The 23,817-nt window shown below is 32.9% G+C and carries 26 protein-coding genes, 1 pseudogene and 1 other annotated feature; of the genes and pseudogenes, 25 read left to right on the top strand and 2 right to left on the bottom strand.

What is annotated here, in order from left to right; genetic code table 11:
- The first annotated feature begins 3 nt into the window (after positions 1-3).
- From N4A40_05470 to N4A40_05515, 10 genes and pseudogenes are all read left to right on the top strand, one after another.
- Positions 4-531 carry an adenine phosphoribosyltransferase gene (locus N4A40_05470; GenBank protein ID MCT4661294.1) on the top strand — a complete coding sequence of 176 codons (528 nt, stop codon included), beginning with the start codon at positions 4-6 and terminating at the stop codon, positions 529-531.
- Positions 532-683: 152 nt separating this feature from the next.
- The gene (locus tag N4A40_05475; protein ID MCT4661295.1) at positions 684-2,870 is read left to right on the top strand and encodes a bifunctional (p)ppGpp synthetase/guanosine-3',5'-bis(diphosphate) 3'-pyrophosphohydrolase; all 2,187 of its coding nucleotides are present in this window, start codon (positions 684-686) and stop codon (positions 2,868-2,870) included.
- 13 nt (positions 2,871-2,883) lie between these two features.
- The gene (gene dtd / locus N4A40_05480; protein ID MCT4661296.1) at positions 2,884-3,336 is read left to right on the top strand and encodes a D-aminoacyl-tRNA deacylase; all 453 of its coding nucleotides are present in this window, start codon (positions 2,884-2,886) and stop codon (positions 3,334-3,336) included.
- A gap of 33 nt (positions 3,337-3,369) precedes the next feature.
- Positions 3,370-4,002 carry an MBL fold metallo-hydrolase gene (locus N4A40_05485; protein ID MCT4661297.1) on the top strand — a complete coding sequence of 211 codons (633 nt, stop codon included), beginning with the start codon at positions 3,370-3,372 and terminating at the stop codon, positions 4,000-4,002.
- Positions 4,003-4,004: 2 nt separating this feature from the next.
- Positions 4,005-5,462 carry a coproporphyrinogen dehydrogenase HemZ gene (gene hemZ / locus N4A40_05490; GenBank protein MCT4661298.1) on the top strand — a complete coding sequence of 486 codons (1,458 nt, stop codon included), beginning with the start codon at positions 4,005-4,007 and terminating at the stop codon, positions 5,460-5,462.
- Between the two features lie 26 nt (positions 5,463-5,488).
- Positions 5,489-5,695: a binding site (T-box leader), on the top strand.
- A gap of 97 nt (positions 5,696-5,792) precedes the next feature.
- On the top strand, positions 5,793-7,061 hold the full coding sequence (hisS, locus tag N4A40_05495) for a histidine--tRNA ligase (protein ID MCT4661299.1): 1,269 nt from the start codon (positions 5,793-5,795) through the stop codon (positions 7,059-7,061).
- Position 7,062: 1 nt separating this feature from the next.
- Positions 7,063-8,853: an aspartate--tRNA ligase gene (aspS, locus tag N4A40_05500; GenBank protein ID MCT4661300.1), complete on the top strand. Its 1,791-nt coding sequence runs from the start codon at positions 7,063-7,065 to the stop codon at positions 8,851-8,853.
- Between the two features lie 92 nt (positions 8,854-8,945).
- Positions 8,946-9,662: a tRNA threonylcarbamoyladenosine dehydratase gene (locus N4A40_05505; GenBank protein ID MCT4661301.1), complete on the top strand. Its 717-nt coding sequence runs from the start codon at positions 8,946-8,948 to the stop codon at positions 9,660-9,662.
- Between the two features lie 95 nt (positions 9,663-9,757).
- Positions 9,758-10,093: pseudogene (locus tag N4A40_05510) on the top strand (SoxR reducing system RseC family protein).
- 12 nt (positions 10,094-10,105) lie between these two features.
- Complete coding sequence (locus tag N4A40_05515) at positions 10,106-10,390, top strand: metal-sensitive transcriptional regulator (GenBank protein MCT4661302.1); 285 nt, start codon at positions 10,106-10,108, stop codon at positions 10,388-10,390.
- A 56-nt stretch (positions 10,391-10,446) separates the two neighbouring features.
- Here the strand turns inward: N4A40_05515 and N4A40_05520 are convergent, their stop codons facing one another.
- Both N4A40_05520 and N4A40_05525 read right to left on the bottom strand, forming a co-directional pair.
- The gene (locus N4A40_05520) at positions 10,447-10,869 is read right to left on the bottom strand and encodes a threonine/serine exporter family protein (GenBank protein ID MCT4661303.1); all 423 of its coding nucleotides are present in this window, start codon (positions 10,867-10,869) and stop codon (positions 10,447-10,449) included.
- A complete protein-coding gene (locus N4A40_05525) occupies positions 10,866-11,645 on the bottom strand; it encodes a threonine/serine exporter family protein (protein MCT4661304.1) in 780 nt (259 codons plus the stop codon). The genes N4A40_05520 and N4A40_05525 overlap by 4 nt, the downstream gene beginning before the upstream one ends.
- Before the next feature lie 194 nt (positions 11,646-11,839).
- Here N4A40_05525 and N4A40_05530 point away from each other — a divergent pair, with 194 nt between their 5' ends.
- The 15 genes from N4A40_05530 (at position 11,840) to pyrR (ending at position 23,730) form a co-directional block, all read left to right on the top strand.
- Complete coding sequence (locus N4A40_05530; protein MCT4661305.1) at positions 11,840-13,171, top strand: DUF512 domain-containing protein; 1,332 nt, start codon at positions 11,840-11,842, stop codon at positions 13,169-13,171.
- 29 nt (positions 13,172-13,200) lie between these two features.
- Positions 13,201-14,517: a ribosome biogenesis GTPase Der gene (der, locus tag N4A40_05535; protein ID MCT4661306.1), complete on the top strand. Its 1,317-nt coding sequence runs from the start codon at positions 13,201-13,203 to the stop codon at positions 14,515-14,517.
- A gap of 2 nt (positions 14,518-14,519) precedes the next feature.
- Complete coding sequence (plsY, locus tag N4A40_05540) at positions 14,520-15,116, top strand: glycerol-3-phosphate 1-O-acyltransferase PlsY (GenBank protein MCT4661307.1); 597 nt, start codon at positions 14,520-14,522, stop codon at positions 15,114-15,116.
- A 15-nt stretch (positions 15,117-15,131) separates the two neighbouring features.
- A complete protein-coding gene (locus tag N4A40_05545) occupies positions 15,132-16,160 on the top strand; it encodes an NAD(P)H-dependent glycerol-3-phosphate dehydrogenase (protein MCT4661308.1) in 1,029 nt (342 codons plus the stop codon).
- A gap of 129 nt (positions 16,161-16,289) precedes the next feature.
- Complete coding sequence (locus N4A40_05550) at positions 16,290-17,378, top strand: hypothetical protein (protein ID MCT4661309.1); 1,089 nt, start codon at positions 16,290-16,292, stop codon at positions 17,376-17,378.
- Between the two features lie 10 nt (positions 17,379-17,388).
- Positions 17,389-18,081 carry a YggS family pyridoxal phosphate-dependent enzyme gene (locus tag N4A40_05555; GenBank protein MCT4661310.1) on the top strand — a complete coding sequence of 231 codons (693 nt, stop codon included), beginning with the start codon at positions 17,389-17,391 and terminating at the stop codon, positions 18,079-18,081.
- 8 nt (positions 18,082-18,089) lie between these two features.
- Positions 18,090-18,530: a cell division protein SepF gene (locus N4A40_05560; GenBank protein ID MCT4661311.1), complete on the top strand. Its 441-nt coding sequence runs from the start codon at positions 18,090-18,092 to the stop codon at positions 18,528-18,530.
- Between the two features lie 12 nt (positions 18,531-18,542).
- A complete protein-coding gene (locus N4A40_05565; protein MCT4661312.1) occupies positions 18,543-18,815 on the top strand; it encodes a YggT family protein in 273 nt (90 codons plus the stop codon).
- Positions 18,815-19,609 (top strand): YlmH/Sll1252 family protein, encoded by a 795-nt coding sequence (locus N4A40_05570; GenBank protein MCT4661313.1) that lies wholly within the window; start codon positions 18,815-18,817, stop codon positions 19,607-19,609. Before N4A40_05565 ends, N4A40_05570 begins: the two co-directional genes overlap by 1 nt.
- Positions 19,610-19,623: 14 nt before the next feature.
- A complete protein-coding gene (locus tag N4A40_05575; GenBank protein ID MCT4661314.1) occupies positions 19,624-20,106 on the top strand; it encodes a DivIVA domain-containing protein in 483 nt (160 codons plus the stop codon).
- A complete protein-coding gene (locus N4A40_05580) occupies positions 20,099-20,800 on the top strand; it encodes a 5'-methylthioadenosine/adenosylhomocysteine nucleosidase (GenBank protein ID MCT4661315.1) in 702 nt (233 codons plus the stop codon). Before N4A40_05575 ends, N4A40_05580 begins: the two co-directional genes overlap by 8 nt.
- An 11-nt stretch (positions 20,801-20,811) precedes the next feature.
- Complete coding sequence (gene aroF / locus N4A40_05585) at positions 20,812-21,621, top strand: 3-deoxy-7-phosphoheptulonate synthase (GenBank protein MCT4661316.1); 810 nt, start codon at positions 20,812-20,814, stop codon at positions 21,619-21,621.
- Complete coding sequence (gene lspA, locus N4A40_05590) at positions 21,599-22,093, top strand: signal peptidase II (GenBank protein ID MCT4661317.1); 495 nt, start codon at positions 21,599-21,601, stop codon at positions 22,091-22,093. Before aroF ends, lspA begins: the two co-directional genes overlap by 23 nt.
- Positions 22,083-22,997 (top strand): RluA family pseudouridine synthase, encoded by a 915-nt coding sequence (locus N4A40_05595; protein MCT4661318.1) that lies wholly within the window; start codon positions 22,083-22,085, stop codon positions 22,995-22,997. Before lspA ends, N4A40_05595 begins: the two co-directional genes overlap by 11 nt.
- 196 nt (positions 22,998-23,193) lie before the next feature.
- On the top strand, positions 23,194-23,730 hold the full coding sequence (gene pyrR, locus N4A40_05600) for a bifunctional pyr operon transcriptional regulator/uracil phosphoribosyltransferase PyrR (protein ID MCT4661319.1): 537 nt from the start codon (positions 23,194-23,196) through the stop codon (positions 23,728-23,730).
- Positions 23,731-23,817 lie beyond the last annotated feature (87 nt).

The raw sequence follows: 23,817 nt of genomic DNA on the forward strand, positions 1-23,817 counted from the left end.
AAAATGGATTTACGATCGAAAATTAGAAATGTACAAGATTTTCCGAAAGAGGGTATTGGTTTTAAAGATATCACTACGGTTTTAAAAGATGGACAAGCGTGGAAATTTTGTATAGATGATATCAAGAATAATCTTGAAAAAGACAATATCGAGTTTGATCTAGTTGTTGGACCAGAAGCGAGAGGTTTTTTAGTAGGAGCACCTTTAGCTTATGCAACTGAAACTGGATTTATTCCAGTTAGAAAACCTGGTAAATTACCGGCAGAGACGGTTAAATTTGAATATGATTTAGAATATGGAACAGATGTGCTTGAGATGCACAAAGACGCGATTTACGAGGGTGCTAGAGTAGTTATAGCAGATGACTTGCTTGCGACAGGAGGAACTGTTGAAGCCGTTGTAAATATGATTGAATCTTTGGGTGGAGAAGTTGTTGCACTTTGTTTCATGATAGAACTTGATTTTCTTAAGGCAAGAGAAAAGTTCGCTAAATATCCAATTTATTCTTTAGTTCATTATGATGGAGAGTAAAAAATTATTAATTGGATTTACTAAGACAAAGATAAAATGCACTTTTTAGTGCATTTTTTTTTGAAAACTGTTATACTCGTATATATAGAATTTATAGATAATTACAAAAACGCGGCAATTATAATATGTCTTAAATACAAGTGGGTGAAAATATGGCAAGCGAATATCTATCAGTAGATTATTTGATTGAAAAAATAGAAGAATATAATCCAGAAGGTGATTTTGAAATCATAGTAAGAGCTTATGATCTTGCGAAAAAATCACATGATGGTCAACTTAGAAATTCTGGTGAAGAATTTTTTATGCATCCCTATAATGTGGCACTAATATTAGCTGAATTAAAAATGGACATAGCTACTATAGCAAGTGCATTGTTACACGATGTTGTAGAGGATACCGAAATAACAAAAGAAGATATAGCAGATGAATTTGGTGAAGAAATAGCATATTTAGTTGAGGGTGTTACCAAATTAACAAAAATGACGTATCATTCTAAAGAAGAAAGACTAGCTGAGAATATGCGTAAAATGGTAATAGCTATGTCTAAAGATATCAGAGTAATAATTATTAAATTGGCAGACCGGGTTCACAACATGAGAACGCTAGAGTATATGTCAGAAGCTAAAAAAAGAGAAAAAGCATTAGAGGTAGTAGAAATATATGCTCCCATTGCTAATAGATTAGGTATTTTTAAGATAAAGTGGGAATTAGAGGATCTTTCGCTTAGATTTTTAGATCCAGATGGATATTATAATTTAGTAGAGAAAGTTTCAATGAAGAGGCAAGAACGTGAGAAATACATTAATGAAGTTAGTGAGGCTCTTAAAGAAAAATTAGATCAAATGGGAATAGAAAATGAAATTTATGGACGACCAAAACATTTCTATAGTATATATAAGAAAATGGTGTACAAAAATAAAGACTTTGATCAGATTTTTGATTTAATAGCGATACGTGTTATTGTAGATTCTGTTAAAGATTGTTATGGAGTTCTAGGTATTGTTCATACGCTTTGGAAACCTCTTCCTAGGAGATTTAAAGATTATATAGCTACACCAAAGGCTAATATGTACCAATCACTTCATACTACTGTTATAGGTCCAAATGGCGGCACATTTGAAATTCAAATTCGTACAAAAGATATGCATAGAACTGCAGAATATGGTATAGCGGCACATTGGATGTATAAAGAAGGTGTTCAAGAACCTGAAAAGATGGACCAAAAGCTTAATTGGATTATGCAAATGTTAGAATGGCAAAAAGAGACAAAAGATCCTAAAGAGTTTATGGAATCATTGAAGATAGATTTGTATCAAGATGAGGTTTTTGTATTTACGCCTAAAGGAGATGTTATTAATTTGCCACAAGGTTCTACTCCATTGGATTTTGCATATAGAGTGCATACTGCTGTTGGGAATGCTTGTGTAGGTGCAAAGGTTGATGGGAAAATAGTTCCAATTGAATACAAACTCAAAAATGGAAATATTATAGAGGTGCTCACTTCACCTAAATCACATGGGCCAAGTCGTGACTGGCTTAAAATAGTTAAGAGTAATCAAGCTAAAAATAAAATTAATCAATTTTTCAAGAGAGCGGATAGAGATCAAAATATCATAAAGGGCAAAAGTATGATAGAAAAAGAGATTAAGAGGCTTGAATATAAAATTCCAGAAGCAGTGAAAGAAGATTGGCTTGAAAAAATTGTTGAGAAGAATAAAATGCCGGATGTAGAAGCGTTGTACAATTCACTAGGTTATGGTAGTATGACACTTAACCAAGTTATGGCAAAGATTAAAGATTTTTATGAAGAAAAATATGGACAAAAAGAAGCAGAAGCAACACTTTTAGAGAAACTAGAAAAAGGACCAACAAAGCCTGATGAAAGAAGGAAGAATGATCAGGGAATACTGGTAAGAGGTGTCGACAATATAAAGGTTAAGTTTGCGAAATGTTGCAACCCAGTTCCAGGCGATGAGATTGTAGGATATATTACTAAAGGTAGAGGAGTTTCTGTTCATAGGAAAGATTGTCCTAATATAAAGCATGTTTCAGAACAAGGTCGTTTCATAGAAGTAGAGTGGGATCAAGTTGAAGAGATTTCTTTCGGTGCGGAGATTCAAATAAAAGCACTTGATGAAAGAGGTTTACTATATGAAGTTACAAAAATGATTTCAGAGGCTAATTTATATGTGTCATCTTTAAATGCACGTACAAATAAGGACAAGACTACGTTCATAAATATAACTATAGAAATAAAGGGCATAGATCAATTAAATACTTTAATGAAGAAAATAAAGGCATTAAAAGAAGTAATAGATGTATATAGAGTCATATCATAAAGAGGTGAGTAGTATGAGAAGTGTGGTTCAGAGAGCAAAGGAAGCTAAAGTTTACGTTGAAGGTGAAATTGTTGGAGCTATAGATCATGGTTTGATGGTTTTAGTAGGAGTAGAGCCGGATGATGAGCAGGTTGATTTGGAATTTATGGCAGATAAAATCGCTAATTTGAGGATTTTTGAAGATGAAAATGATAAGATGAATTTATCTGTTAAAGATGTTGGTGGTAAAATACTTTTAGTTTCACAATTTACATTGATGGGTGATTGTAGAAAGGGTAGACGACCAAATTTTATGGGTGCAGCTAGACCAGAAAAGGCAAATCCTACATTTGAGGCACTTAAAACTAAGTTAGAAACGCAATATGATTTAGAGGTTGAAACAGGTAAGTTTGGTGCACATATGAAGGTAGATTTTGTAAATGATGGTCCAGTTACATTGCTTTTAGATAGTAAAAAAATATTTTAGATAAAATTAGTAGAAAAGACAAGGGTGGGAAATATGATACAGATACAAGCATTAAAAGTAGGACTTATGATGGCAAATTGCTATATAATTTATGATGATGAGACGTTAGAATCATTAGTTGTGGATCCAGGTGGTAATCCTGAGACGATTGAAGAATTTGTAAATAACAGAAATCTAAAAGTTCAAAAAATATTGTTGACACACGGGCATGGTGATCATATTGGTGGAGTTAAAGGATTAGCAGAAGCGTTAGATGTACCTGTTTGGGTTCATGAAGATGATAGGGAATTAATGGAAAGTGCAGAGAAAAACCTCTCTATAATGCTTCATTTGGGTGAAATAACTTATGATGCAAATGTTTACTTTAATGAAAAAACAAATCTTGAATTTGCAGGTCGAAGAGTTAAGATAATTCATACTCCAGGACATACTGAGGGAAGTAGTTCATTTTTAATAGAAAAGGACTTATTTGTTGGCGATACTTTATTTTTTAGATCTGTTGGAAGAACTGATCTTTATGCTGGAAATTTAGAAAAACTTGAAAATTCAATAAAAAATAAAATTTACAGTTTAGAAGAGGATGTAGTGATTTATCCTGGACATGGTCCGAAAACTAATGTTAAAGATGAGAAAGAACAAAATAGATATGTTAAATTTGAGGGATAACTATGAAACTAGGTGTATTTATTCAAAAAATTTATAAAGATTCTTTATCAGAGCTCATTAGAGCTCTTTTTACTGATGATGAGTATGTATTGGTCGAAGATTTAAAGGAAATGGAAAAATTTAATGAGCGTTTGGATATCGATATAGACAATAAAAATATAAGTGTTACGCTAACTATTGGAGAACAAAAATATATCAAAACATTGAATATTAGCAAACAATTTTCTGAAATAATTTTGAAAGAAAGAAGCAGTATTAATTTTTATGTAAAGAAATTATGCTATGAGCATATAACAAAATACTATGGCAGAATATCACCTTGGGGAATATTGACTGGAGTTAGACCAGTAAAATTAGTTCACAAAATGAAACGCGAAAACTGGGCAGATGATCGTGTAATAGATGAACTTTGTCAAAAATTTTTAGTGTCTATAGAAAATGCGGAACTCATATCAGATATAGCTAATAGAGAATTAAAGATTATAAATGATTCTAAAGGGAAGGCGAGTTTGTATATTAGTATACCATTTTGTCCTAGCAAATGTGTTTATTGCTCTTTTCCGACTCATGTATATAGTAAATGGAAACATCTGGAGAACGAATATATAGATGCATTGTGCGATGAAATTGAAAGATTTTCAAAGTATATAAAAGAACCTATTCATACAGTTTATATAGGCGGAGGCACCCCCTCTTCTATAACTAGAAAATCAATTAAGCAAATGCTAGAGGCTATAGAGAATAATGTGAATTTGTCAAATGTGATAGAGTTTACATATGAAGCTGGAAGACCGGATACTATAGATGAAGAATTGTTAATGATGCTAAAAAAATATGGAGTAACTAGGTTGAGTATAAATCCTCAGACTTTTAATGACGAAATTCTAAAGAAAATGGGACGCACTCATTCTGCGAAGTCTATAGTGTATGCTTATAATTTAGCTAGAAAATATGATTTTGATATAAATATGGATTTGATATTAGGATTGCCAGATGAGGATGCAGAGAGTTATAGAATTACTTTAGAAAAGATTATAGAGCTCTCGCCAGAAAATGTTACGATACATTCGTTAGCTATAAAAAGAGCTGCGGAGCTGAAACATTTTATAAGTAAATATAGTTTTATGGAGTCTAAAACGATAGAGAAGCTCGTAGAAGAAAGTTTAGACTTGCTGAGTAGAGAAGGGTATAGCTCGTATTATCTTTATAGACAGCAACATATCAGTGGAAATTTAGCGAATATTGGCTATGCTAAGGAGCACAAAATGGGAATTTATAATATATTGATGATGGAAGAGGTTCATCCGATATATTCTTTTGGAGTTGGAGGAGTTTCTAAGATATTTGAAAGTGAAAAAAACAAATTCAAATCTGTTCCAAATTTTCGAGATATAGTGCCTTATTTGGAGCGATTTGAGGAGATGTTAGAGAAGAAAATAGAAATCTTGACAAATAATTAAAACTGATTTATAATACAATTTATATATGAAATGCAGAGAATAAGAATAGTAGTCTTGAAGTTTGTGTACAGCGATTTGACGTCGGTGAAAGGTCAAAGGCAACTTGAGATGAAGGACACTTAGGAGCAGGTGATAGAATAAATATATCACACGTAAATCCGCGTTAAGGAGCGAATGAGTAGGATCTTTGATCTAAAAAGGGTGGTACCACGGGAGAAACTCTCGTCCCTGCAATTAAATTATTTAATTGTAGAGACGAGGTTTTTTTTGTTACCACAGAGTTTTGGATTCTAGATCAAAAAATTTTTAGAAAGAAGGAGGCGGCTATTTATGAAATTAATCGCGCCAAAAGGAACACAAGATGTTTTGCCTAATGATGCGTATAAGTGGCATTATTTAGAAGAGCTTATCAGAGAAGTTTGTAGAGAGTTTGGTTATAAAGAGCTTAGAACACCTACATTTGAACATACAGAACTTTTTAAAAGAGGAGTAGGAGAGACTACGGATGTTGTTCAAAAAGAAATGTATACTTTTGAGGATAAAAAAGGAAGAAGTATAACACTTAAGCCAGAAGGAACTGCACCAGTTGTTAGAGCTTATGTAGAGAGAAAATTAAGTGCAGGCCCACAACCAACTAAAGTTTATTATCTTACACCTTGCTTTAGATATGAAAGACCACAGGCGGGTAGAATGAGAGAATTTCATCAATTTGGAGTAGAGGCATTTGGAGCACAAGATCCAACGATAGATGCTGAGGTTATATCTATTGCTCATAGATTGTTTGAAAAGTTAGGACTTGAAAATATAGAATTAAATATAAATAGTATAGGATGTCCTAAGTGTAGGGCTATATATCACGAGAAATTAAAAGAATTTTTGAAATCAAAATTAGAAAACCTTTGTGGAACATGTAAAGAAAGATTTGAAACAAATCCTATGAGAATCATAGATTGTAAAGTAGAATCTTGCCAAGCTGAATTGACAGATGTACCACTTATGCTTGACTATTTGTGTGAAGATTGTGAGGAACATTTTGGACAGGTAAAAATGTACCTAGAAAGTATTGGAATACCATTTGTAGTGAATCCTAAAATTGTTAGAGGTCTTGATTACTACACTAAAACGGCATTCGAATTTATAAGTAAAGATATTGGATCACAAGGAACTGTTTGTGGCGGTGGTCGATATGATAAATTAGTTAAAGAAATTGGTGGTCCTGAAGTTCCGGGAATTGGTTTTGGAATGGGAATGGAGAGACTACTTCTAACATTGGATAATTTAGATATTGAGATTCCAAATGAAGAAACTGTTGATGTATTTGTTGTAACACTTGGTGAAAATGCAAGAAAAAAAGGTTTTGAAATAGTTTATAAGCTTAGAAAAATGGGATATGCAGCAGAACTTGATCATTTGGCAAGAAGTGCCAAAGCTCAATTTAAATATTCAAATAAAATGGGTAGCAAGGTGAATTTGACACTTGGAGACCAGGAACTTGAGAGCGGTGTTGTAATGCTTAAAGATATGCAAAAAAGTGAGCAAAGTGAAGTTGAAATAAATAATATTTATGAAGCTGTTGAAGCAATATTAGGAGGAAAGTAAAATGACAGAGAAAATGGGAAACTGGAGAAGAACTCACAAATGTGGTCTTCTTAGAGAAGAAAATATAAGTGAAGAAGTCATCCTTATGGGATGGGTTCAAAAAAGAAGAACATTAGGTGGCTTGATATTCGTAGATCTTAGAGATACAACTGGTATTTCACAGATTGTATTCGATACGGATATATCTAAAGAGGCTTTTGATAAAGCAGAGGGCTTAAGAGGCGAATTTGTTATAGCTGTTAGGGGTACTGTAAAAGCTAGACAATCTGTTAATCTTGAAATGCCAACTGGTAAAATTGAAATATATGCGAGTGAGCTTAGAGTTTTAGATACAGCACAAACTCCTCCAATTTACATTAAAAACAATGATGAAGTATCTGAACAAAAGAGATTAGAGTATAGATATTTAGATCTTAGAAAATCAGAGATGCAAGATAAGCTTAAGATGAGACATAGAGCGTCAAACCTTATTAGAAACTATTTGGATGAAAACTGCTTTATCGAAGTAGAAACACCAATGCTTAATAAACCAACACCAGAGGGTGCACGTGACTATTTAGTTCCAAGTCGTGTGAATCCTGGTAAATTCTACGCTTTACCTCAATCACCACAGCTTATGAAGCAATTGCTTATGGTATCTGGAATGGATAGATATTTCCAAATAGTAAAATGCTTTAGAGATGAAGACCTTAGAGCTAATAGACAACCTGAATTTACGCAAGTCGACATGGAACTTTCGTTTGTAGACATTGATGATGTAATAAATGTAAATGAAGGTCTATTGTACAGAGTGTTTAAGGAACTTAAGGGTGTTGAAATTGAGCTTCCAATAAAGCGTATGCCTTATAAAGAAGCGATGGAAAGATTTGGTTCAGATAAACCAGATTTGAGATTTGGATATGAACTTAGGAATTTATCAGAAAACCTTAAAGAATCTGGATTTGGTGTATTCAAAAATACTATAGCAGAAGGCGGAAGTGTTAGAGCTATAAAAATAGATGATGGAGCGGATGCTTTTAGTAAAAAACAAATCTCTAAATTAGAGAAATTTGTAAAAACGTACGGAGCAAAAGGACTAGCTTGGATAAAAGTTACAGAAGAGGGAATAGATTCTCCAATTGCTAAATTTCTTGGCGAAGAAGAAGTGAAATCAGTATTAGAATCAATGGAAGCTAAAGCTGGAGATATGATATTCATCGTTGCAGATAAAGATAGTGTTACATTTGATTCTTTAGGACATTTAAGACAGGAAATAGCTAAAAAGATGAATGTTATTGATCCAAATGCTTTTGAATTCTTGTGGATAACAGAGTTCCCATTATTTGAATATGATGAAGAAGAAGATAGATATGTAGCTAAGCATCATCCATTTACTCACCCAATGGATGAGGATATTGATCTTTTAGAAACCGAGCCAGAGAAAGTTAGAGCTAAGGCTTATGATATCGTAATAAATGGAGATGAAATTGGTGGAGGAAGTATCCGTATAAACAACTCAGAATTACAAGAGAGAATGTTTACTGCTTTAGGATTTACTAAAGAAGAGGCGTGGGCTAAATTTGGTTTCTTGATGGAGGCGTTTAAATATGGAGTACCACCACATGGTGGTTTAGCATATGGATTTGATAGATTGGTTATGCTTCTTACAGATAGTGATAATATAAGAGACGTTGTTGCATTTCCAAAGACTCAAGCTGCTACTAGCTTACTTACAGAGGCTCCAACAGGGGTTACTGAAGCGCAGCTCAAAGAATTGAGTATAAAATTGGATTTAGAAAAAGAAGAGAAGTAGTATTTGATTTGAGCAAGGGCTTGTCCCTTGCTTTTTATTATGATATGATTGATAGAGAAAACATACCCACGTGGGGTAATGGAGGATGATTTATGAAGCAAAGGTTTACTAGAACAGAGATGTTAGTTGGGAAAAAAGGTATCGAAAGGCTTAATGGTGCTAAGATAATAGTATTTGGAGTAGGTGGAGTAGGTGGATATGTGGTAGAAGCTCTTTCGAGAGCTGGGATAGGCGAATTGCATCTAGTAGATTACGATATTGTAGATGTTACAAATATAAACAGACAAATAATAGCTAATGATCAAACCATAGGGAAAAGTAAGGTAGATTTATTTAAAGAGAGAATAAAATATATAAATCCAGATTGTAAAGTAGTTGTTTATAATGAAAAAATCGAAGCACAAAATTGGAAACATTTTTTTGAATTTGATTGGGACTACGTGGTAGATGCTATAGATATGATTTCATCAAAGATTCTTTTGGCAGAAGTTTGTGAGAAAAGAAAGATACCAATTATATCGAGTATGGGTACTGCAAATAAGTTTAATCCGTTAGATTTAAAAGTGGCGGATATAAAAAAAACAAAAATGTGCCCTTTGGCAAAAGTTATGAGAAGAGAATTAAAAAATAGAGGAATCAAGAAATTGAAAGTTGTTTATTCTGAAGAGCAGCCAATAAAACCAGAGCAACTAGAAAAAAATGAATCTCCATTTAAGCAGATTAATGGGACGATGTCATTTGTGCCAGGGGCAGCAGGACTTGTAATAGCATCAGAAGTTGTAAAAGGAATTTTAGAGAGTGAGGGATAAAGATGGAAGAGAGAGCTTTAGTTACAAATGTAGATGGTGGAAATATGAAAGTACACATCATACGAATGACACAATGAGGTGAAAGTTGTGCAGACTGCAGTGGCAGTTGCAAATCTAATAGTTTAGAAATAGACCTAGCTAATAACATTGGTGCTAAAGTTGGAGATATAGTATTGCTTGAAACAGAGACAAAAAAATTTATGAGACAAGCATATATGGTATATGGTATACCTCTAGTAGCTCTTATTGTAGGAATAGTGCTTGGAATTAATGGTATAGTGTCAATAGTAAAAGATTATGAGACAAATGCTATGGTAATTGGTTTTATAATGATGTTTTTATCAGGCGGGGTTTTGAAAATATTAGATAATAGGTTTAAAATAGAGGACCAAATGAGAGTTAAACGCTTGATAGAAAAAGAAAATAAGTAAGGGAGATTGATTATGGAGAATATAGAAAAATGCAAAAAAGATGAGGCTATAATTAAGAGACTTAGAAAAATTGAAGGTCAAGTAAAAGGAATACAGCGAATGGTTGATGAAGGGAAGTATTGCGGAGATATACTTATACAAGTAGCTGCTGTAAAATCTGCGATAAACAAAGTCGGAGGAATAATACTAGAATCTCATATGAAGGATTGTCTTCACAAAAAATTTGATAATATAGATGAAAATCTGGATGGAGAATTAGAAAAGTTAGTTGATATTATGATTAAATATACTAAATAAAAGCGTCTATATAGACGCTTTTATTTAGTATATTTATAGATAGTATTCTAAAAGCACTACCTGCGAGGAAATGCTTTGCTAACAGATGTTGCTAGGATTATTCCGATGGCTATTGATAGTGCAATCATTAGAGTTTCTATACCAAATTGTGCAGATTTTGAGAGGTCATTTTGTACTAAATGATACATAGTGTAGTACATGCCAGCACCTGGAACTAAAGGAATTATTCCAGGTATTATAAAAAGCGTTGCTGGTTGTTTTCTTATTCTAGCAAAAACTTCTCCAATGAAACCGACTATTAATGCGCCCCAAAAAGCAGCTATTATAGGCGAAGAGGATAATTTATAAAAATAATATACGCACCAGCCTATTGAACCTAAGAGGCTTGCAGCGACCATTTGCTTTCGTGGAATATTAAATATGATTGTAAAGCCAAGCGTAGATATGAATGCAAATGAAAACTGATTTATAAATGTCATTGTATTAGCCCTCCTATAAATTGAGATAAATTAAGAATGATACCTACACCAAAGGCTATTCCAATTGCAATTATTATAGCTTCGATGGCTCTAGAAACTCCAGCTAAATAATCTCCATATATAAAATCTCTTATAGCATTTGTTATTGCGACTCCTGGAGCTAAAGGCATTATTGATCCACTTATTATTGCTGCTATGTTGAAATCAGAATAAAAAAAGTGGAAAATAAGAGTTATTATTGTAACTACCATTCCGCCGAGAATATTGTTTACTAATATAGATATATTATTTTTTTGAGTAAGGTGGCTAAATGTAAGCAGTATAAAGCCAGCGCAAAATGCTGGGAAAAAGTCAATATAATTTCCACCAAATAGTATTGCAAAACCAGCACTTCCAAGTCCACCTCCAATTCTTTGAAGATATTTAGGATAGTACAGTCCAGTTTCAATTTTTTTAATAGTTTTAAACCCATCTTTAATGCTCATATTTGAGGATACAAAAAGTCTTGAAAATTCATTTATTTCAGAAACTTTTTGAAGATCTATTGATAACTTTTTTATTCTACGAATGTAAGAAAAAGAATCATTTTTATAAGATGCAGATATAAAGAGGCCTGTGGGAGTGACAAAAGAATCAAATTGTTCAATGTTGCGACTCATTGCCATTCTTTTCATGGTGTCTTCGACTCTGTATGTTTCAGCACCAGATTTTAGCATGAGGCGACCAGTGTATATTAATAGTAACATTAATGATTTAATTTTTTCTTCTGATTTCATGAAATCACATCCTTTTAGTAGAATATTTACTTTCCCTATTATACAGCTAAAAGAAGTTTTTACAAGTCTTTTTTACGAATTATGAGTTATGTAGTTGCAATTACAGCAAATTTATATTAAAATAATGAGGTTTGAATGTGGTATAATAGAAGCGGACAGTTTTTAGGAATACCTAAAATTAGAAAGGTGTAAAAATGGAATTAAATTCGTATTGTAAAAGTAGAAATTTTATTAGTGAAGTAGAAACAGATAGTATAGCAGAAGAATTAGGAATTGAAATAGGTGATGTGCTTGTATCTATTAATGGTCAGCCAGTAGCAGATATAATTGAGTATAAGTACTTGATTACAGATGAGTATATTGAAATGGTTATTGAAAAACCTAATGGAGAGATTTGGGAATTGGAGATAGAGAAAGAATATGATGAGAGAATAGGTATGTTCTTTACAAATCCACTTATAGATAAAGCTAAAAGCTGTCGGAATAAGTGCATGTTCTGTTTTATTGATCAATTGCCAAAGGGAATGAGAGAAACATTGTATTTTAAAGATGATGATTCAAGGCTTTCATTTCTACAGGGTAATTTCATAACATTGACTAATATGAGCGATGAAGATTTAGATAGAATTGTTAGATACAGAATTAGCCCAATAAATGTTTCAGTACATGCTACAGAACCAGATTTAAGGGTGAAAATGCTTACTAACCCTAATGCAGCATTATTGTATGAGCGTATGAAAAAATTACATGAAGCTAGAATAGAAATGAAATGTCAAATAGTGTTGATTCCTGGAGTAAATGATGGTGAACATTTAGAGAGGACACTTGACGATTTGGCAAAGTTCCATCCTTGGGTTGTTAGTGTAGCTATAGTTCCAGTGGGAATAACTAAACATAGAGAACATCTACCTAAATTAGAGATCTTTGATAAGGAAAAGACTTTGGAAGTTTTTGAGTTGATGGATAAAAAACAAGAAGAGTTTTTAGAAAAGCTTGGAACTAAATTTGCGTTTCTTTCTGACGAATTTTATGTGGTTGGTGAACGTGAGATTTTACCAGAAGAAGATTATGAAGGTTTTCCACAAATTGAAAATGGAGTTGGAATGCTTAGAAATTTTATAACAACACTTGATGAAGGTCTGAATAATGTAGAGCATGGTTTGAACATTTCGAAGAGTTTTTATATGGTTACAGGTACATTAGCCAAGGGATTTATAAAGGATATGATTAATCGTATAAAAGACAAGATAAAAGTTGAACTTGATGTAATCTCAGTCAAAAATAAATTTTTTGGCGAAACGATTACTGTTGCAGGGCTTTTAACTGGGGGAGATATTATAGAAGAGGTTTTAAAGTGGCCCAAAAGAGATGCTATAATAATTCCTAGAGCAATGCTAAAAGCAAATGATACGGTATTTTTAGATGATTTGGATCTCAGCGATTTAGAAGAAAGACTTAGTATGAAAGTAATTGTTGCAGAAAATGATGCAGAAAATTTGGTAGACATTATAGTTGAAGAGTTTTAGAAAGAGCTTAGAAGAAAGGTGTGATTAATTTGGCAAGACCCGTTGTTGCGGTTGTTGGACGACCGAATGTTGGTAAATCAACATTATTTAATAGATTAGCAGGAAAGAGAATAGCTATAGTAGAGGATAAACCAGGAGTTACCAGAGATAGAATTTATGCAGAGGCAGAATGGTTAAGTAAATATTTTACTTTAATCGATACAGGAGGTATAGAGCCTAATACAGCAGATGTAATTCTTTCTCAAATGAGAATGCAAGCTGAAATGGCAATCGATACAGCAGATGTAATTCTTTTTATGGTTGATGGTTCAGCAGGACTGACTTCAACAGATAGAGAAGTTGCAGAAATGCTTTATAAATCAGGCAAGCAAGTACTATTAGTTTGTAATAAGGTAGATACACACGAAACACCAGATTCTATTTATGACTTTTATGAATTAGGGTTAGGCGAACCGTTGATTATTTCAGCTGGTAGAGGGTATGGTATTGGTGACATGCTTGATGAAGTTATTAAATATTTTCCTGAAGATAAAGATACAGATTATGATGATTCTGTAATTAAAGTTGCAGTTGTTGGACAGCCTAATGCTGGTAAATCATCACTTATAAATAAAATGTTAGGAGAGAATCGTGTTATAGTTAGTGATATTCCGGGAACGACAAGAGATGCGATAGATACTCCATTTACTTATGAAGATCAGAACTATGTCCTAATTGATACAGCTGGTCTTAGAAAAAGAAAAAAAATCAATGAAAATGTTGAGAAATATAGCGCAATTCGTTCTCTTACGGCAATAGAAAGAGCTGATGTTTGCTTGATTGTCATTGATGCAGAAAAAGGACCTACAGAGCAGGATACTAAAATAGCAGGTTATGCTCATGACAATGGTAAAGCTGCAATATTTTTAGTAAATAAGTGGGATATAATAGAAAAAGATCATAAGACATATAAAGAGTATGAAGAAATGGTTAGAAATAAATTCCCATTTATGCAGTATGCACCTATAGTTTTAATTTCGGCTATGACAGGACAAAGAGTTCAGAAAGTTATAGAACTTATGAAATTAGTTCATGGCAATTATTCGAATAGAGTAGCTACTGGAGTACTCAATGATGTTATTGGTGATGCTATATTGATGAATCAACCACCATCAGATAAAGGTAAGAGATTAAAGATTTTCTATGCTACACAAGCAACAGCAAAACCACCGAAGTTTGTCATTTTTGTTAATGATAAGGAACTTATGCATTTTTCTTATTTAAGATATTTAGAGAACCAAATTAGAAAAACATTTGTATTTGAAGGAACACCTATAACTTTTGAAATTAGAGAAAAGAGGGGATAATAGTGACGAAAATTCTAATGGTTGTTATTGCGGCGTATTTTTTAGGTAATTTTTCTCCATCGTATCTTTTAGGTAAGATATTTAAGGGAGAGGATATTAGAGAAAAGGGTAGCAAAAATGCGGGTTCTACTAATGCACTTCGTGTATTTGGCAAGAAAATAGCGATTGTAACATTTATATTAGATATAGTCAAGGGTGTTTTAGCGGTTTGGATAGGCAAAAGGTTATTTGGAATGGATGGAGCTTATTTAGCGGGTTTGTTTGTAGTGATTGGTCATAATTGGCCTATATTACTCGGTTTTAGAGGTGGAAAGGGAATAGCAACGACAATAGGAGTTATGATTGCGATTCAGCCACTTTATTTTCTGATTTCATGTCTAGCTGGTGTAGCTGTAATCTATATTACTAGATATGTATCATTGGGATCGATTACTATAGTTACGTTATTACCAATATGTGCGCTTATATTTAATAGACCATTTGACGGAGATTTGTTTTCTCTATGTGCGATGCTGGCTATAATGGGTATATACCAACATAGAAAGAATATAGAGAGACTTAGAAATGGAAATGAAAACAAGCTTAAATCTAAAAAATAACTGGAGGCATTTGACATGAATAATAAGATTGGAATTCTTGGTGGCGGAAGCTGGGGAACTGCATTAGCTATATTGCTAGCGAAAAAAGGCATAGAAGTCAATCTTTGGGTTAGAAATAAAGATAAAGCAGATTTAATGAAAACAGCTAGAGAAAATGTTGATTATCTTGCTGGAGTTATAATTCCGGAGGATGTGAATATAACAGAGAATCTAGAGAAGGCTGTTGAAGGTTCAGAAATACTTGTGCTAGCGGTTCCAACGCATGCAGTTAGAAATTTATGTACAGAATTAAATGGCAAAATTGTCAGCAATCAAATTTTTGTAAATGTTGCAAAAGGGATTGAGATAAGCAGTTTAAAGCGAATATCAGAGATTGTGGAAGAATATTTTCCAGAAAATGAGTTTGTTGCACTTTCAGGGCCGACACATGCAGAAGAAGTTTCAAAAGATATGCCGACAACTATAGTAGCGGCTTGTGAGAATGAAAGTATTGCTGAGAAGATACAAGATATATTTATGACTCCAAAATTTAGAGTTTATACTAATACTGATTTAATGGGAGTTGAACTTGGAGGAGCTCTTAAAAATGTTATTGCCTTAGGGGCAGGGATAGCTGATGGACTTGGATATGGTGACAATTCACTGGCGGCACTTATGAACAGAGGTATAACAGAAATTGCACGCTTAGGCGAAAAAATGGGAGCAAATAGAATGACATTTACTGGTTTATCAGGCATAGGAGATTTAATAGTTACTTGTACGAGTAAACACAGTAGAAACCGAAGCGCTGGTGTGAAAATTGGCAAGGGAATGAATTTAGAAGAAGCTGTTGAATCTATTGGTATGGTAGTTGAAGGTGTAAAGACTGCCAAATCTGTGCATGAACTTATGAAAAAATATGAAGTTGAAATGCCTATATGTGAGAACATTTACGAAGTATTATATGAGAATTTAGATCCTAAGCATGCAGTTATCAGGTTGATGATGCGTGACAAAAAAGATGAATTGGAACACATGAAGGAATCAGAGAGTTTTGGCTGGTAACGAAGGGGGCAATGCCTCCTTTGTTTTTTCATATTTAGAATTGTTATAAAATATTAAAAGTAGAGTAGGCGTTTTTGCTCTAATATGATAAAATTGTACGTAGATATTGGAATTAAAGAGGGATGGTGTATGAAAAAAAAATTAAAAATATCATTGCTTTTAATTATAGGAATTATTATATTGGGATTGAAAACGTATAATTTGTTTAATCGTTATGATGTGACTAGAACTATTCGCTATGGGATATTGGAAGATACCTTGGATTATGAAGGGGCACTGATTTTTAATGAGAATGTATTAAAAAGCAGTGGGTTAGGTGCTGCGAATTATCATTATAAAACAGGTGATAGAGTCAGAAAAGGGAAAAAAGTTTTAGATATTGGTGTAAGTAATGTGTCAGGTAATCAAGAGAAGTCTGCACAATATGATGTAGAAGCACTTTCAATAGCTCAAATGATAAGAAATTCAGAAGAAATTGATACTCAGAAGATAAAAACAATGAAGAATGCAATAATAAGTTCACGCTATGACGATAGAAAAAAATCCAATGAAATGAGTAGAGTTAACGTAAAAGCTTCATCAAATTATGCAATGCAAGCGGGAATGTTTACTAGTTTTACAGATCAGATGGAAGGCTATTATACATTGGAAAATTTTCAAACTATGAAACTAATACCTATAAGTGAGATGATAGATCGAAGTGAATCTCCAATTGTTCAAAGTGGTGATGTTGTAGGTCGAATTGTAGATAATTATGTTTACTATATTGTGTTCGATATAAAGAAAGAAGATGAAAAATATTTTGAGTTAAAAACAAAGCGTGAGTTGATACTTGATGAAGGTATGATTATAAAGGGTATTGTAGCTAATAAAAGTGAATTTGATGATAAAGTTCGAATTCTAATGAGTTTTAAAGAAAATGCAGAATATTTTTTGAGTCGGAGATGGGTAGATTTCAAAGTAATTATAGATCATGAGCAGGGATTGTTGATTCCTAAAACAGCTCTTTCAACTCATGAGGAGAAAATAGGTGTATATGTTGAAAATATTGATCAAACTTACACGTTCAAACCAATAAGTATAATAAAAGAGAATGAAGTAAATGTGGTTGTAAAAGAAAACTATTTCAAAAAAGATGACAAAACGTTTAAGACTGTAAAACTATACGATGATGTTTTAATTGATTCAGAAAATATATCTCATTATAAGGTAAGGTAGGTGTCCGGAAATGACAATTGAGGAAAGACTAAGAGCAGTATATGATAAAATAGAATGTGCAACAGAAAGAGCTGGAAGGGAAAAAGGTTCTGTAGATTTGGTTTGTGTAACCAAAACGGTTCCATTTGAAAGAATGAAACCAGCATTAGATGTTGGAGTAAAAATTATTGGAGAGAGTAAAACTACTGAGTTGATAGAGAAAAGTGGATTAGTAGCTCCATATGGTGTTGAAAAGCATTTTATTGGTCATTTGCAGTCTAATAAGGCAAAACAGATAATAAATGAAGTTGATTTATTACATTCGCTAGATAGATGGTCATTAGCAGAAGCTTTGCAGAAAAAATTAGAAAATGGAGATTCTACACTTGATGTATTAATTCAGGTAAATGTTTCTAAAGAAAAATCAAAAGGTGGAGTATTTGTTGAGGAAATTCACGATTTTGTTGAAGAAATGAGAAACCTTAAATTGTTGAAAATTAAAGGTTTAATGACTATGGCTCCTTATGCTGATAATCCAGAAAATGTTAGATATGTATTTAGGGAATTAAAAGAGCTTTCGGAAAAATTAAAACTTAAAAATTATGAATGGGCGGAGTTTGAACAATTATCTATGGGTATGAGTAATGATTATGAAATTGCTATAGAGGAAGGTGCTACTTTAGTTAGAGTTGGCTCAGCTATATTTGGGAAACGTAATTATTAGGAGGCATTATGAAAAAAATTAAAACATTTATGAAAAAGGCGAAATATGTCATTGGATTAAATGATGATTATGAGCAAGATTATACAAAAAATGATTCAAATGTAACTTATGTAGATAGATTTGAAAAAAGAGAAGAAGATTATTTTGAGGAAGAAGCTACAACTGAAGTTGAACTTAAGGTATTGAAAACGCCCAAAATGGTAATAAAGAAGCCCTTGGACTTTTCAGATGCGGAATTTATAGTAGATGCTTTCAAAAAAGGAGACCGAGTTGTTTTAGATTATACTGATTTAAAAGGGAATGATAGAAGACAAGTATTTGATTTCTTAAATGGAGCAATATTTGCATTAGATGGCTCAATAGAAAAAATGAGTAAAGATAGGTATATATATTTGCCAAAAGGCGATTTTTATAGCGAAGAGATTGAGAAAAAATTTAGCATAAAATAGGAGGCTGGTTATATGTATGGGATAATAATAAGCGGGATAATGTTATTTTTTAGAGCTATTGAAATATTGGTATTAGTTAGATGTGTTCTTTCATTTATAGCTCAAGGACAAAGAGGAAATGTACTTATAGATGTAGTATATCAGATGACAGATCCTTTACTGACACCTATAAGAGAAGGCATGTATAAGCTGAATATAAATACTGGAATGATTGATTTTTCACCTATAATTTTGTTCTTCTTACTTAGAATAGCTAGATCAATAATACTTGGAGTATTGCTATAATGAGTAGTATAGATGGCAGTTTTTATACAAAGCATTTGAATAGAGAAGATGAAATTGTTTTGGGTCGGCGAATAGTTGATATATGTAACAGAGCAATGCGCAGTTATGAAATTCAAGAAACTGATTTCTTAGATCCTAGAGGTGTAGAGGTTGCTATATCTATAATAAATAGATTTGATGAAGTTTCATATTCTATTCAAGGAATATTTGATAATGCAGAGCGAGCGATTATAACGATATATCCTTCGTATATGTGTGAAGATGATATTGATTCAAGAATAGTTCTGATTTCAGCAATTGGAAATTTTAAATTTTTTAGAGCTTCGCATAGAGATGTGCTGGGAAGCTTATTAAATTTAGGAATTGAAAGAGATAAAATTGGCGATATAATAGTGAGTCCAGAAGAAATACAATTTGCGGTGAAGAAAGAATTAGAACATTTTCTATTGAATAGTTTCAATAGAATTGGAAAGCTGAGTATCAAATGTAATGAAAAAAACTTTGATGAAAAGCTAGATAAAATTATAAAAACAGAGACTTTAAATCTAAATATAAGTGCGCTTAGACTAGATAGTTTGATTGCAGCTATAGCAAATATCAATAGAAAAAAAGCGTGCGATTTAATTTCAGCAGAAAAAGTAAAATTGAACTGGAGAATAGCTACAAAAAATTCTGCGGATATAAAAGAAAATGATCAAATTTCTATTAGAGGCTTTGGAAGATTTAAACTTTCGAGTGTCAATGGACAAACTAAAAAAGATCGATTTCGAATCACAGTTTTAAAATATGTGTAAGTAGGAGGGGTATTGTGATTACACCGTTGGATATTCAAAACAAAGAATTTTCAAAAGGTTTTAATGGATACAAAGTTGATGAGGTACAATCTTTTTTAAGAGAGTTGATGCGTGATTACGAAAGATGTTATAAGGAAAATATTGAAATAAAAGAGCGCATGGATATGCTTAAATCAAAACTGAAACATTACGATACACTAGAAACTACATTGCAAAATACGTTAGTAGTAGCCCAGAAGTCAGCTGAAGATTTGAGTATAAATGCGAGAGAAAAAGCAGAAAATATTGTAAAAGATGCAGAGAATGAAGCAAATAGAATTATTGAACAAGCACAAAAACGAGCAGAGGATAAGAAGAGAGAACTTGAAAAATTACAAGAAGAGGTTCTAGTTTTTAAACTTAGATTTAAGACTCTTTTAAATTCAGAGTTAGAGGCTCTAGATAATTTTTATGCGGAATCAAAACTTGAAAATAATGGAGGAGAATTGAATGAATAAGATTGGTATAATAGGAGCTATGCAAGAGGAAGTAGATATTTTGCAAGCTGAAATGAATATATCGAAAAAAGAAGTACTAGCAGGTATGACTTTTTTCTCAGGTGAGTTACGAAATAAAGAGGTTGTTGTTGTAATGTCAGGCATAGGAAAAGTTAATGCTGCTGCATGTGCACAAATATTGTCAACACATTATGATGTCGATTTGATGGTAAATACTGGAGTAGCTGGAGCTATTCATCCTGAGTTAGAACCAGGAGATTTAGTTATTTCAAAAGATTTAGCCCAACATGATATGGATGTTACAGGTGCAGGTTGTCCTTTGGGAGAAATACCAAGACTTGGAAAAACTTATTTTGAAGCAGATACTAGACTTATTGGTGTGTTTGAAGAGGCGGCAAAACTCAAAGCTAAAGAGTCTAAAATTATGATAGGAAGAATTGTATCAGGAGACTTATTTGTTTCAGCTCAAGATACAAAGGATTTCCTTTGGGAACATTTTGGAGCATATTGTGCTGAGATGGAAGGTGCAGCTATTGCTCAGATTGCATATTTGAATCAAGTTCCATTTGTTGTTGTTAGAGCTATTTCTGATAAAGCTGATGGGTCTGCTGAAGTAACTTATGAGGAATTTGTTAAGGATGCAGCAAAGATGTCTGCGTCGATTGTAGATGAGGTGCTTAATCGATTAGCATAGTGGAGGAAGATATGGAGTTAAGATATGTAGGGAGTGAAAAGCCCAATATAGTGGTAGATATGGGTGATGATGTAAGATTTGGTGATGGGAATTTTACTGTAATTGCAGGACCGTGTTCTATAGAAAATAGAGAGCAAATGGAAATTATTGCAAAAAGCTTGCAACAAAATGGGGTAAAGGTACTTCGTGGAGGGGCATTCAAACCGCGCACATCACCATATAGTTTTCAAGGCTTGGGAAAAGCTGGTGTAGAAATAATGGCAGAAGTGGCCAAAAAGTATAATTTGAAAACAGTTACTGAAGTTATGGATCCTCGAGATGTTGCTTGGTTGAGCCAAAGGGTGGATATGCTTCAAATTGGATCAAGAAATATGCAAAATTTTGCTTTATTGACTGAAGTGGGTAAGGCGAAGAAGCCGGTTATGTTAAAACGTGGAATGACATCAACTATAGAAGAGTGGTTGTTTGCAGCAGAATATATAGCTAAAGAAGGAAATTTAGATATAATCTTGTGTGAAAGAGGAATTAGAACATTTGAAAATCATACAAGAAATACATTGGACTTGACTATAGTACCTATAATAAAAAAATTGTCAAATTTACCTATAATAGTTGATCCAAGTCATGGAACTGGAAAACGCGATTTAGTTATACCTATGACTAAAGCCGCCCATATAATAGGAGCTGATGGAGTTATGGTAGAGATGCATCCCAAACCAGAAATAGCACTTTCTGATGGAGAGCAATCGTTAAAATTAGAGGATATGGATGAGCTTGTAAGAGTAGTAAAGTATTTAGATGAAATATTTAGAGGGAGATAAGATGAGCTGGTTATTTATTATTATTATAGTTTTATTGGATCAAGCGACTAAATTAATGACGGTAGCATGTTTGGATATTGGAGAAAAAATAGTATTAATTGATTCTTATCTTCAAATAAATCATGTTAGAAATTACGGAGCGGCGTGGTCTATATTAGAAAATAAGCAAGTATTTTTGATTGGAATTACTGGATTGATAATTATTGCTCTAGTTTATTATAAAAAAACAGAATCATTTACAAGAGCTATGCATTTTGCAACTGATTTAATAGTTGCTGGTGCTGTTGGAAATTTAATCGACCGAATAAGGTTAGGCAATGTAATTGACATGATAGATGTAAAGTTTGGTAATTTATATGATTACCCAGTATTCAATGTTGCAGATATAGCGGTTGTTTTAGGAACTTTATTGATGGCGTATTTGGTACTAAAAAATAAGGCCATAGAAGAGGATGTAAAGAATGATGCTTAAGTATGAATTATGTGTAGAAGAAGAGGATCTTAGATTAGATAAGTATTTATCGGAAGAACTTGAGGAGTACTCAAGATCATATGTTAATAAACTTATAAAGGAAGGGTTCATAAAAGTTAACGGAAGGATAGTTAAGCCCAAATATCTTGTAAAAAGTGATGATAAGATAGAGGTGGAAATTCCGGAACCTGTAGAGCTTAAGATAGAAGCAGAAAATCTGCCAATAGAAATAGTTTATGAAGATGAAGAATTAGCAGTGGTAAATAAGCCTAAAAATATGGTTGTGCATCCTGCGCCAGGCCATTATTCAAAGACTTTAGTAAATGGTTTGCTTTATCATTTAGATCATTTGTCAAATATTAATGGAGTAAAAAGACCTGGAATAGTTCATCGAATAGATAAAAATACTACGGGATTGCTTATGATAGCTAAAACAAATCGTGCACATCAAAGTCTGACAGAGCAGCTTAAAGAGCATAGTACGCATAGAGTTTATCATTGTATTGTTCACGGAAATATAAAAGAAGATGAGGGTACGATTGATTTACCAATTGGAAGGCATCCGAAGGATAGAAAAAAAATGGCTGTAACAGCTCAAAATTCTAAAAGAGCAGTTACACATTTTAAAGTTATTGAGAGATTTGGCGATTATACTTATGTAGAGAATAAATTAGAGACAGGCAGAACGCATCAGATTAGAGTTCATATGGCTCATACGGGACATCCGTTATTAGGTGATGATATTTATGGTCCTAAAAAAACCAAATTTAACTTGGAGGGGCAAACGCTTCATGCTAAAGAAATAGGTTTTATTCATCCAACATTAGAGAAGCAGATGGTTTTTAATTCGGAGCTGCCAGAGTATTTTCAAAAATTGCTTAGATATTTTCGAGATAGAAAATAACTATAGACAAAATATTGATAGTATGATATAGTATGTAAAGAAGTGAATAGAAGTCCTTTAAGTCAGCACGAGAGGTTGACAAGGTCAGTGTGAAATTATCTTAGCGTATGCTAGGACTAGTTGTGTAATTATACCTTGTTGACAGTGTCGGCAAGGTTTTTTGTTATTATGCAAAGGATTTTTAGGAGGGGATTAAATGCAAGTAAAAGCTGAGCTTATGGATAATAAAGCGATTCAGCGATCAGTTACTAGAATTGCTCATGAAATCATAGAAAAAAATAAGGGTGTAGATGATGTCGTTTTAGTTGGTATAAAAACACGAGGTGTTCCGTTTGCAAAAAAAATAGCGGAGAAGATAAAAGAAATAGAGGGAAAAATTGTAGAGGTATTGACTCTAGACATAACCATGTATAGGGATGATTTGAGTGAAATAGATAAAGGTCCTATTGTTGGAAATAAAAAATTGGAGATAGATATATCAAATAAAATAATAGTATTAGTGGACGATGTTCTATTTACTGGAAGAACAGTAAGGGCGGCATTAGATGCAATAACAGATAATGGAAGACCTATGAAAGTTCAATTGGCAGTACTAATAGATAGAGGTCATCGAGAATTTCCTATAAGACCAGATTTTGTTGGCAAAAATGTTCCAACATCAAAGCATGAGGTTGTAGGGGTTAAATTTGAAGAGACAGATGAGCAGGAAACTGTTGTAATATATGAAAAATAAAGTTTGAAAGCATTTTGCTTTATATACAATTGAAGAAGAAACCTTTTAAAGAGTTCAGAGAGGCTCAAAAGGGAAGGTTTCTCCTAG

It is taken from the genome of Tissierellales bacterium, from assembly GCA_025210965.1.
In the GTDB taxonomy this organism is placed as follows: domain Bacteria; phylum Bacillota; class Clostridia; order Tissierellales; family JAOAQY01; genus JAOAQY01.

Bases quoted from the DNA above. Each gene is read 5' to 3' on its own strand.
- N4A40_05470 (MCT4661294.1), top strand. From the start codon at position 4: ATGGATTTACGATCGAAAATTAGAAATGTACAAGATTTTCCGAAAGAG.
- N4A40_05475 (MCT4661295.1), top strand. From the start codon at position 684: ATGGCAAGCGAATATCTATCAGTAGATTATTTGATTGAAAAAATAGAA.
- dtd (MCT4661296.1), top strand. From the start codon at position 2,884: ATGAGAAGTGTGGTTCAGAGAGCAAAGGAAGCTAAAGTTTACGTTGAA.
- N4A40_05485 (MCT4661297.1), top strand. From the start codon at position 3,370: ATGATACAGATACAAGCATTAAAAGTAGGACTTATGATGGCAAATTGC.
- hemZ (MCT4661298.1), top strand. From the start codon at position 4,005: ATGAAACTAGGTGTATTTATTCAAAAAATTTATAAAGATTCTTTATCA.
- hisS (MCT4661299.1), top strand. From the start codon at position 5,793: ATGAAATTAATCGCGCCAAAAGGAACACAAGATGTTTTGCCTAATGAT.
- aspS (MCT4661300.1), top strand. From the start codon at position 7,063: ATGACAGAGAAAATGGGAAACTGGAGAAGAACTCACAAATGTGGTCTT.
- N4A40_05505 (MCT4661301.1), top strand. From the start codon at position 8,946: ATGAAGCAAAGGTTTACTAGAACAGAGATGTTAGTTGGGAAAAAAGGT.
- N4A40_05515 (MCT4661302.1), top strand. From the start codon at position 10,106: ATGGAGAATATAGAAAAATGCAAAAAAGATGAGGCTATAATTAAGAGA.
- N4A40_05520 (MCT4661303.1), bottom strand. From the start codon at position 10,869: ATGACATTTATAAATCAGTTTTCATTTGCATTCATATCTACGCTTGGC.
- N4A40_05525 (MCT4661304.1), bottom strand. From the start codon at position 11,645: ATGAAATCAGAAGAAAAAATTAAATCATTAATGTTACTATTAATATAC.
- N4A40_05530 (MCT4661305.1), top strand. From the start codon at position 11,840: ATGGAATTAAATTCGTATTGTAAAAGTAGAAATTTTATTAGTGAAGTA.
- N4A40_05545 (MCT4661308.1), top strand. From the start codon at position 15,132: ATGAATAATAAGATTGGAATTCTTGGTGGCGGAAGCTGGGGAACTGCA.
- N4A40_05550 (MCT4661309.1), top strand. From the start codon at position 16,290: ATGAAAAAAAAATTAAAAATATCATTGCTTTTAATTATAGGAATTATT.
- N4A40_05555 (MCT4661310.1), top strand. From the start codon at position 17,389: ATGACAATTGAGGAAAGACTAAGAGCAGTATATGATAAAATAGAATGT.
- N4A40_05560 (MCT4661311.1), top strand. From the start codon at position 18,090: ATGAAAAAAATTAAAACATTTATGAAAAAGGCGAAATATGTCATTGGA.
- N4A40_05565 (MCT4661312.1), top strand. From the start codon at position 18,543: ATGTATGGGATAATAATAAGCGGGATAATGTTATTTTTTAGAGCTATT.
- N4A40_05570 (MCT4661313.1), top strand. From the start codon at position 18,815: ATGAGTAGTATAGATGGCAGTTTTTATACAAAGCATTTGAATAGAGAA.
- N4A40_05580 (MCT4661315.1), top strand. From the start codon at position 20,099: ATGAATAAGATTGGTATAATAGGAGCTATGCAAGAGGAAGTAGATATT.
- aroF (MCT4661316.1), top strand. From the start codon at position 20,812: ATGGAGTTAAGATATGTAGGGAGTGAAAAGCCCAATATAGTGGTAGAT.
- lspA (MCT4661317.1), top strand. From the start codon at position 21,599: ATGAAATATTTAGAGGGAGATAAGATGAGCTGGTTATTTATTATTATT.
- N4A40_05595 (MCT4661318.1), top strand. From the start codon at position 22,083: ATGATGCTTAAGTATGAATTATGTGTAGAAGAAGAGGATCTTAGATTA.
- pyrR (MCT4661319.1), top strand. From the start codon at position 23,194: ATGCAAGTAAAAGCTGAGCTTATGGATAATAAAGCGATTCAGCGATCA.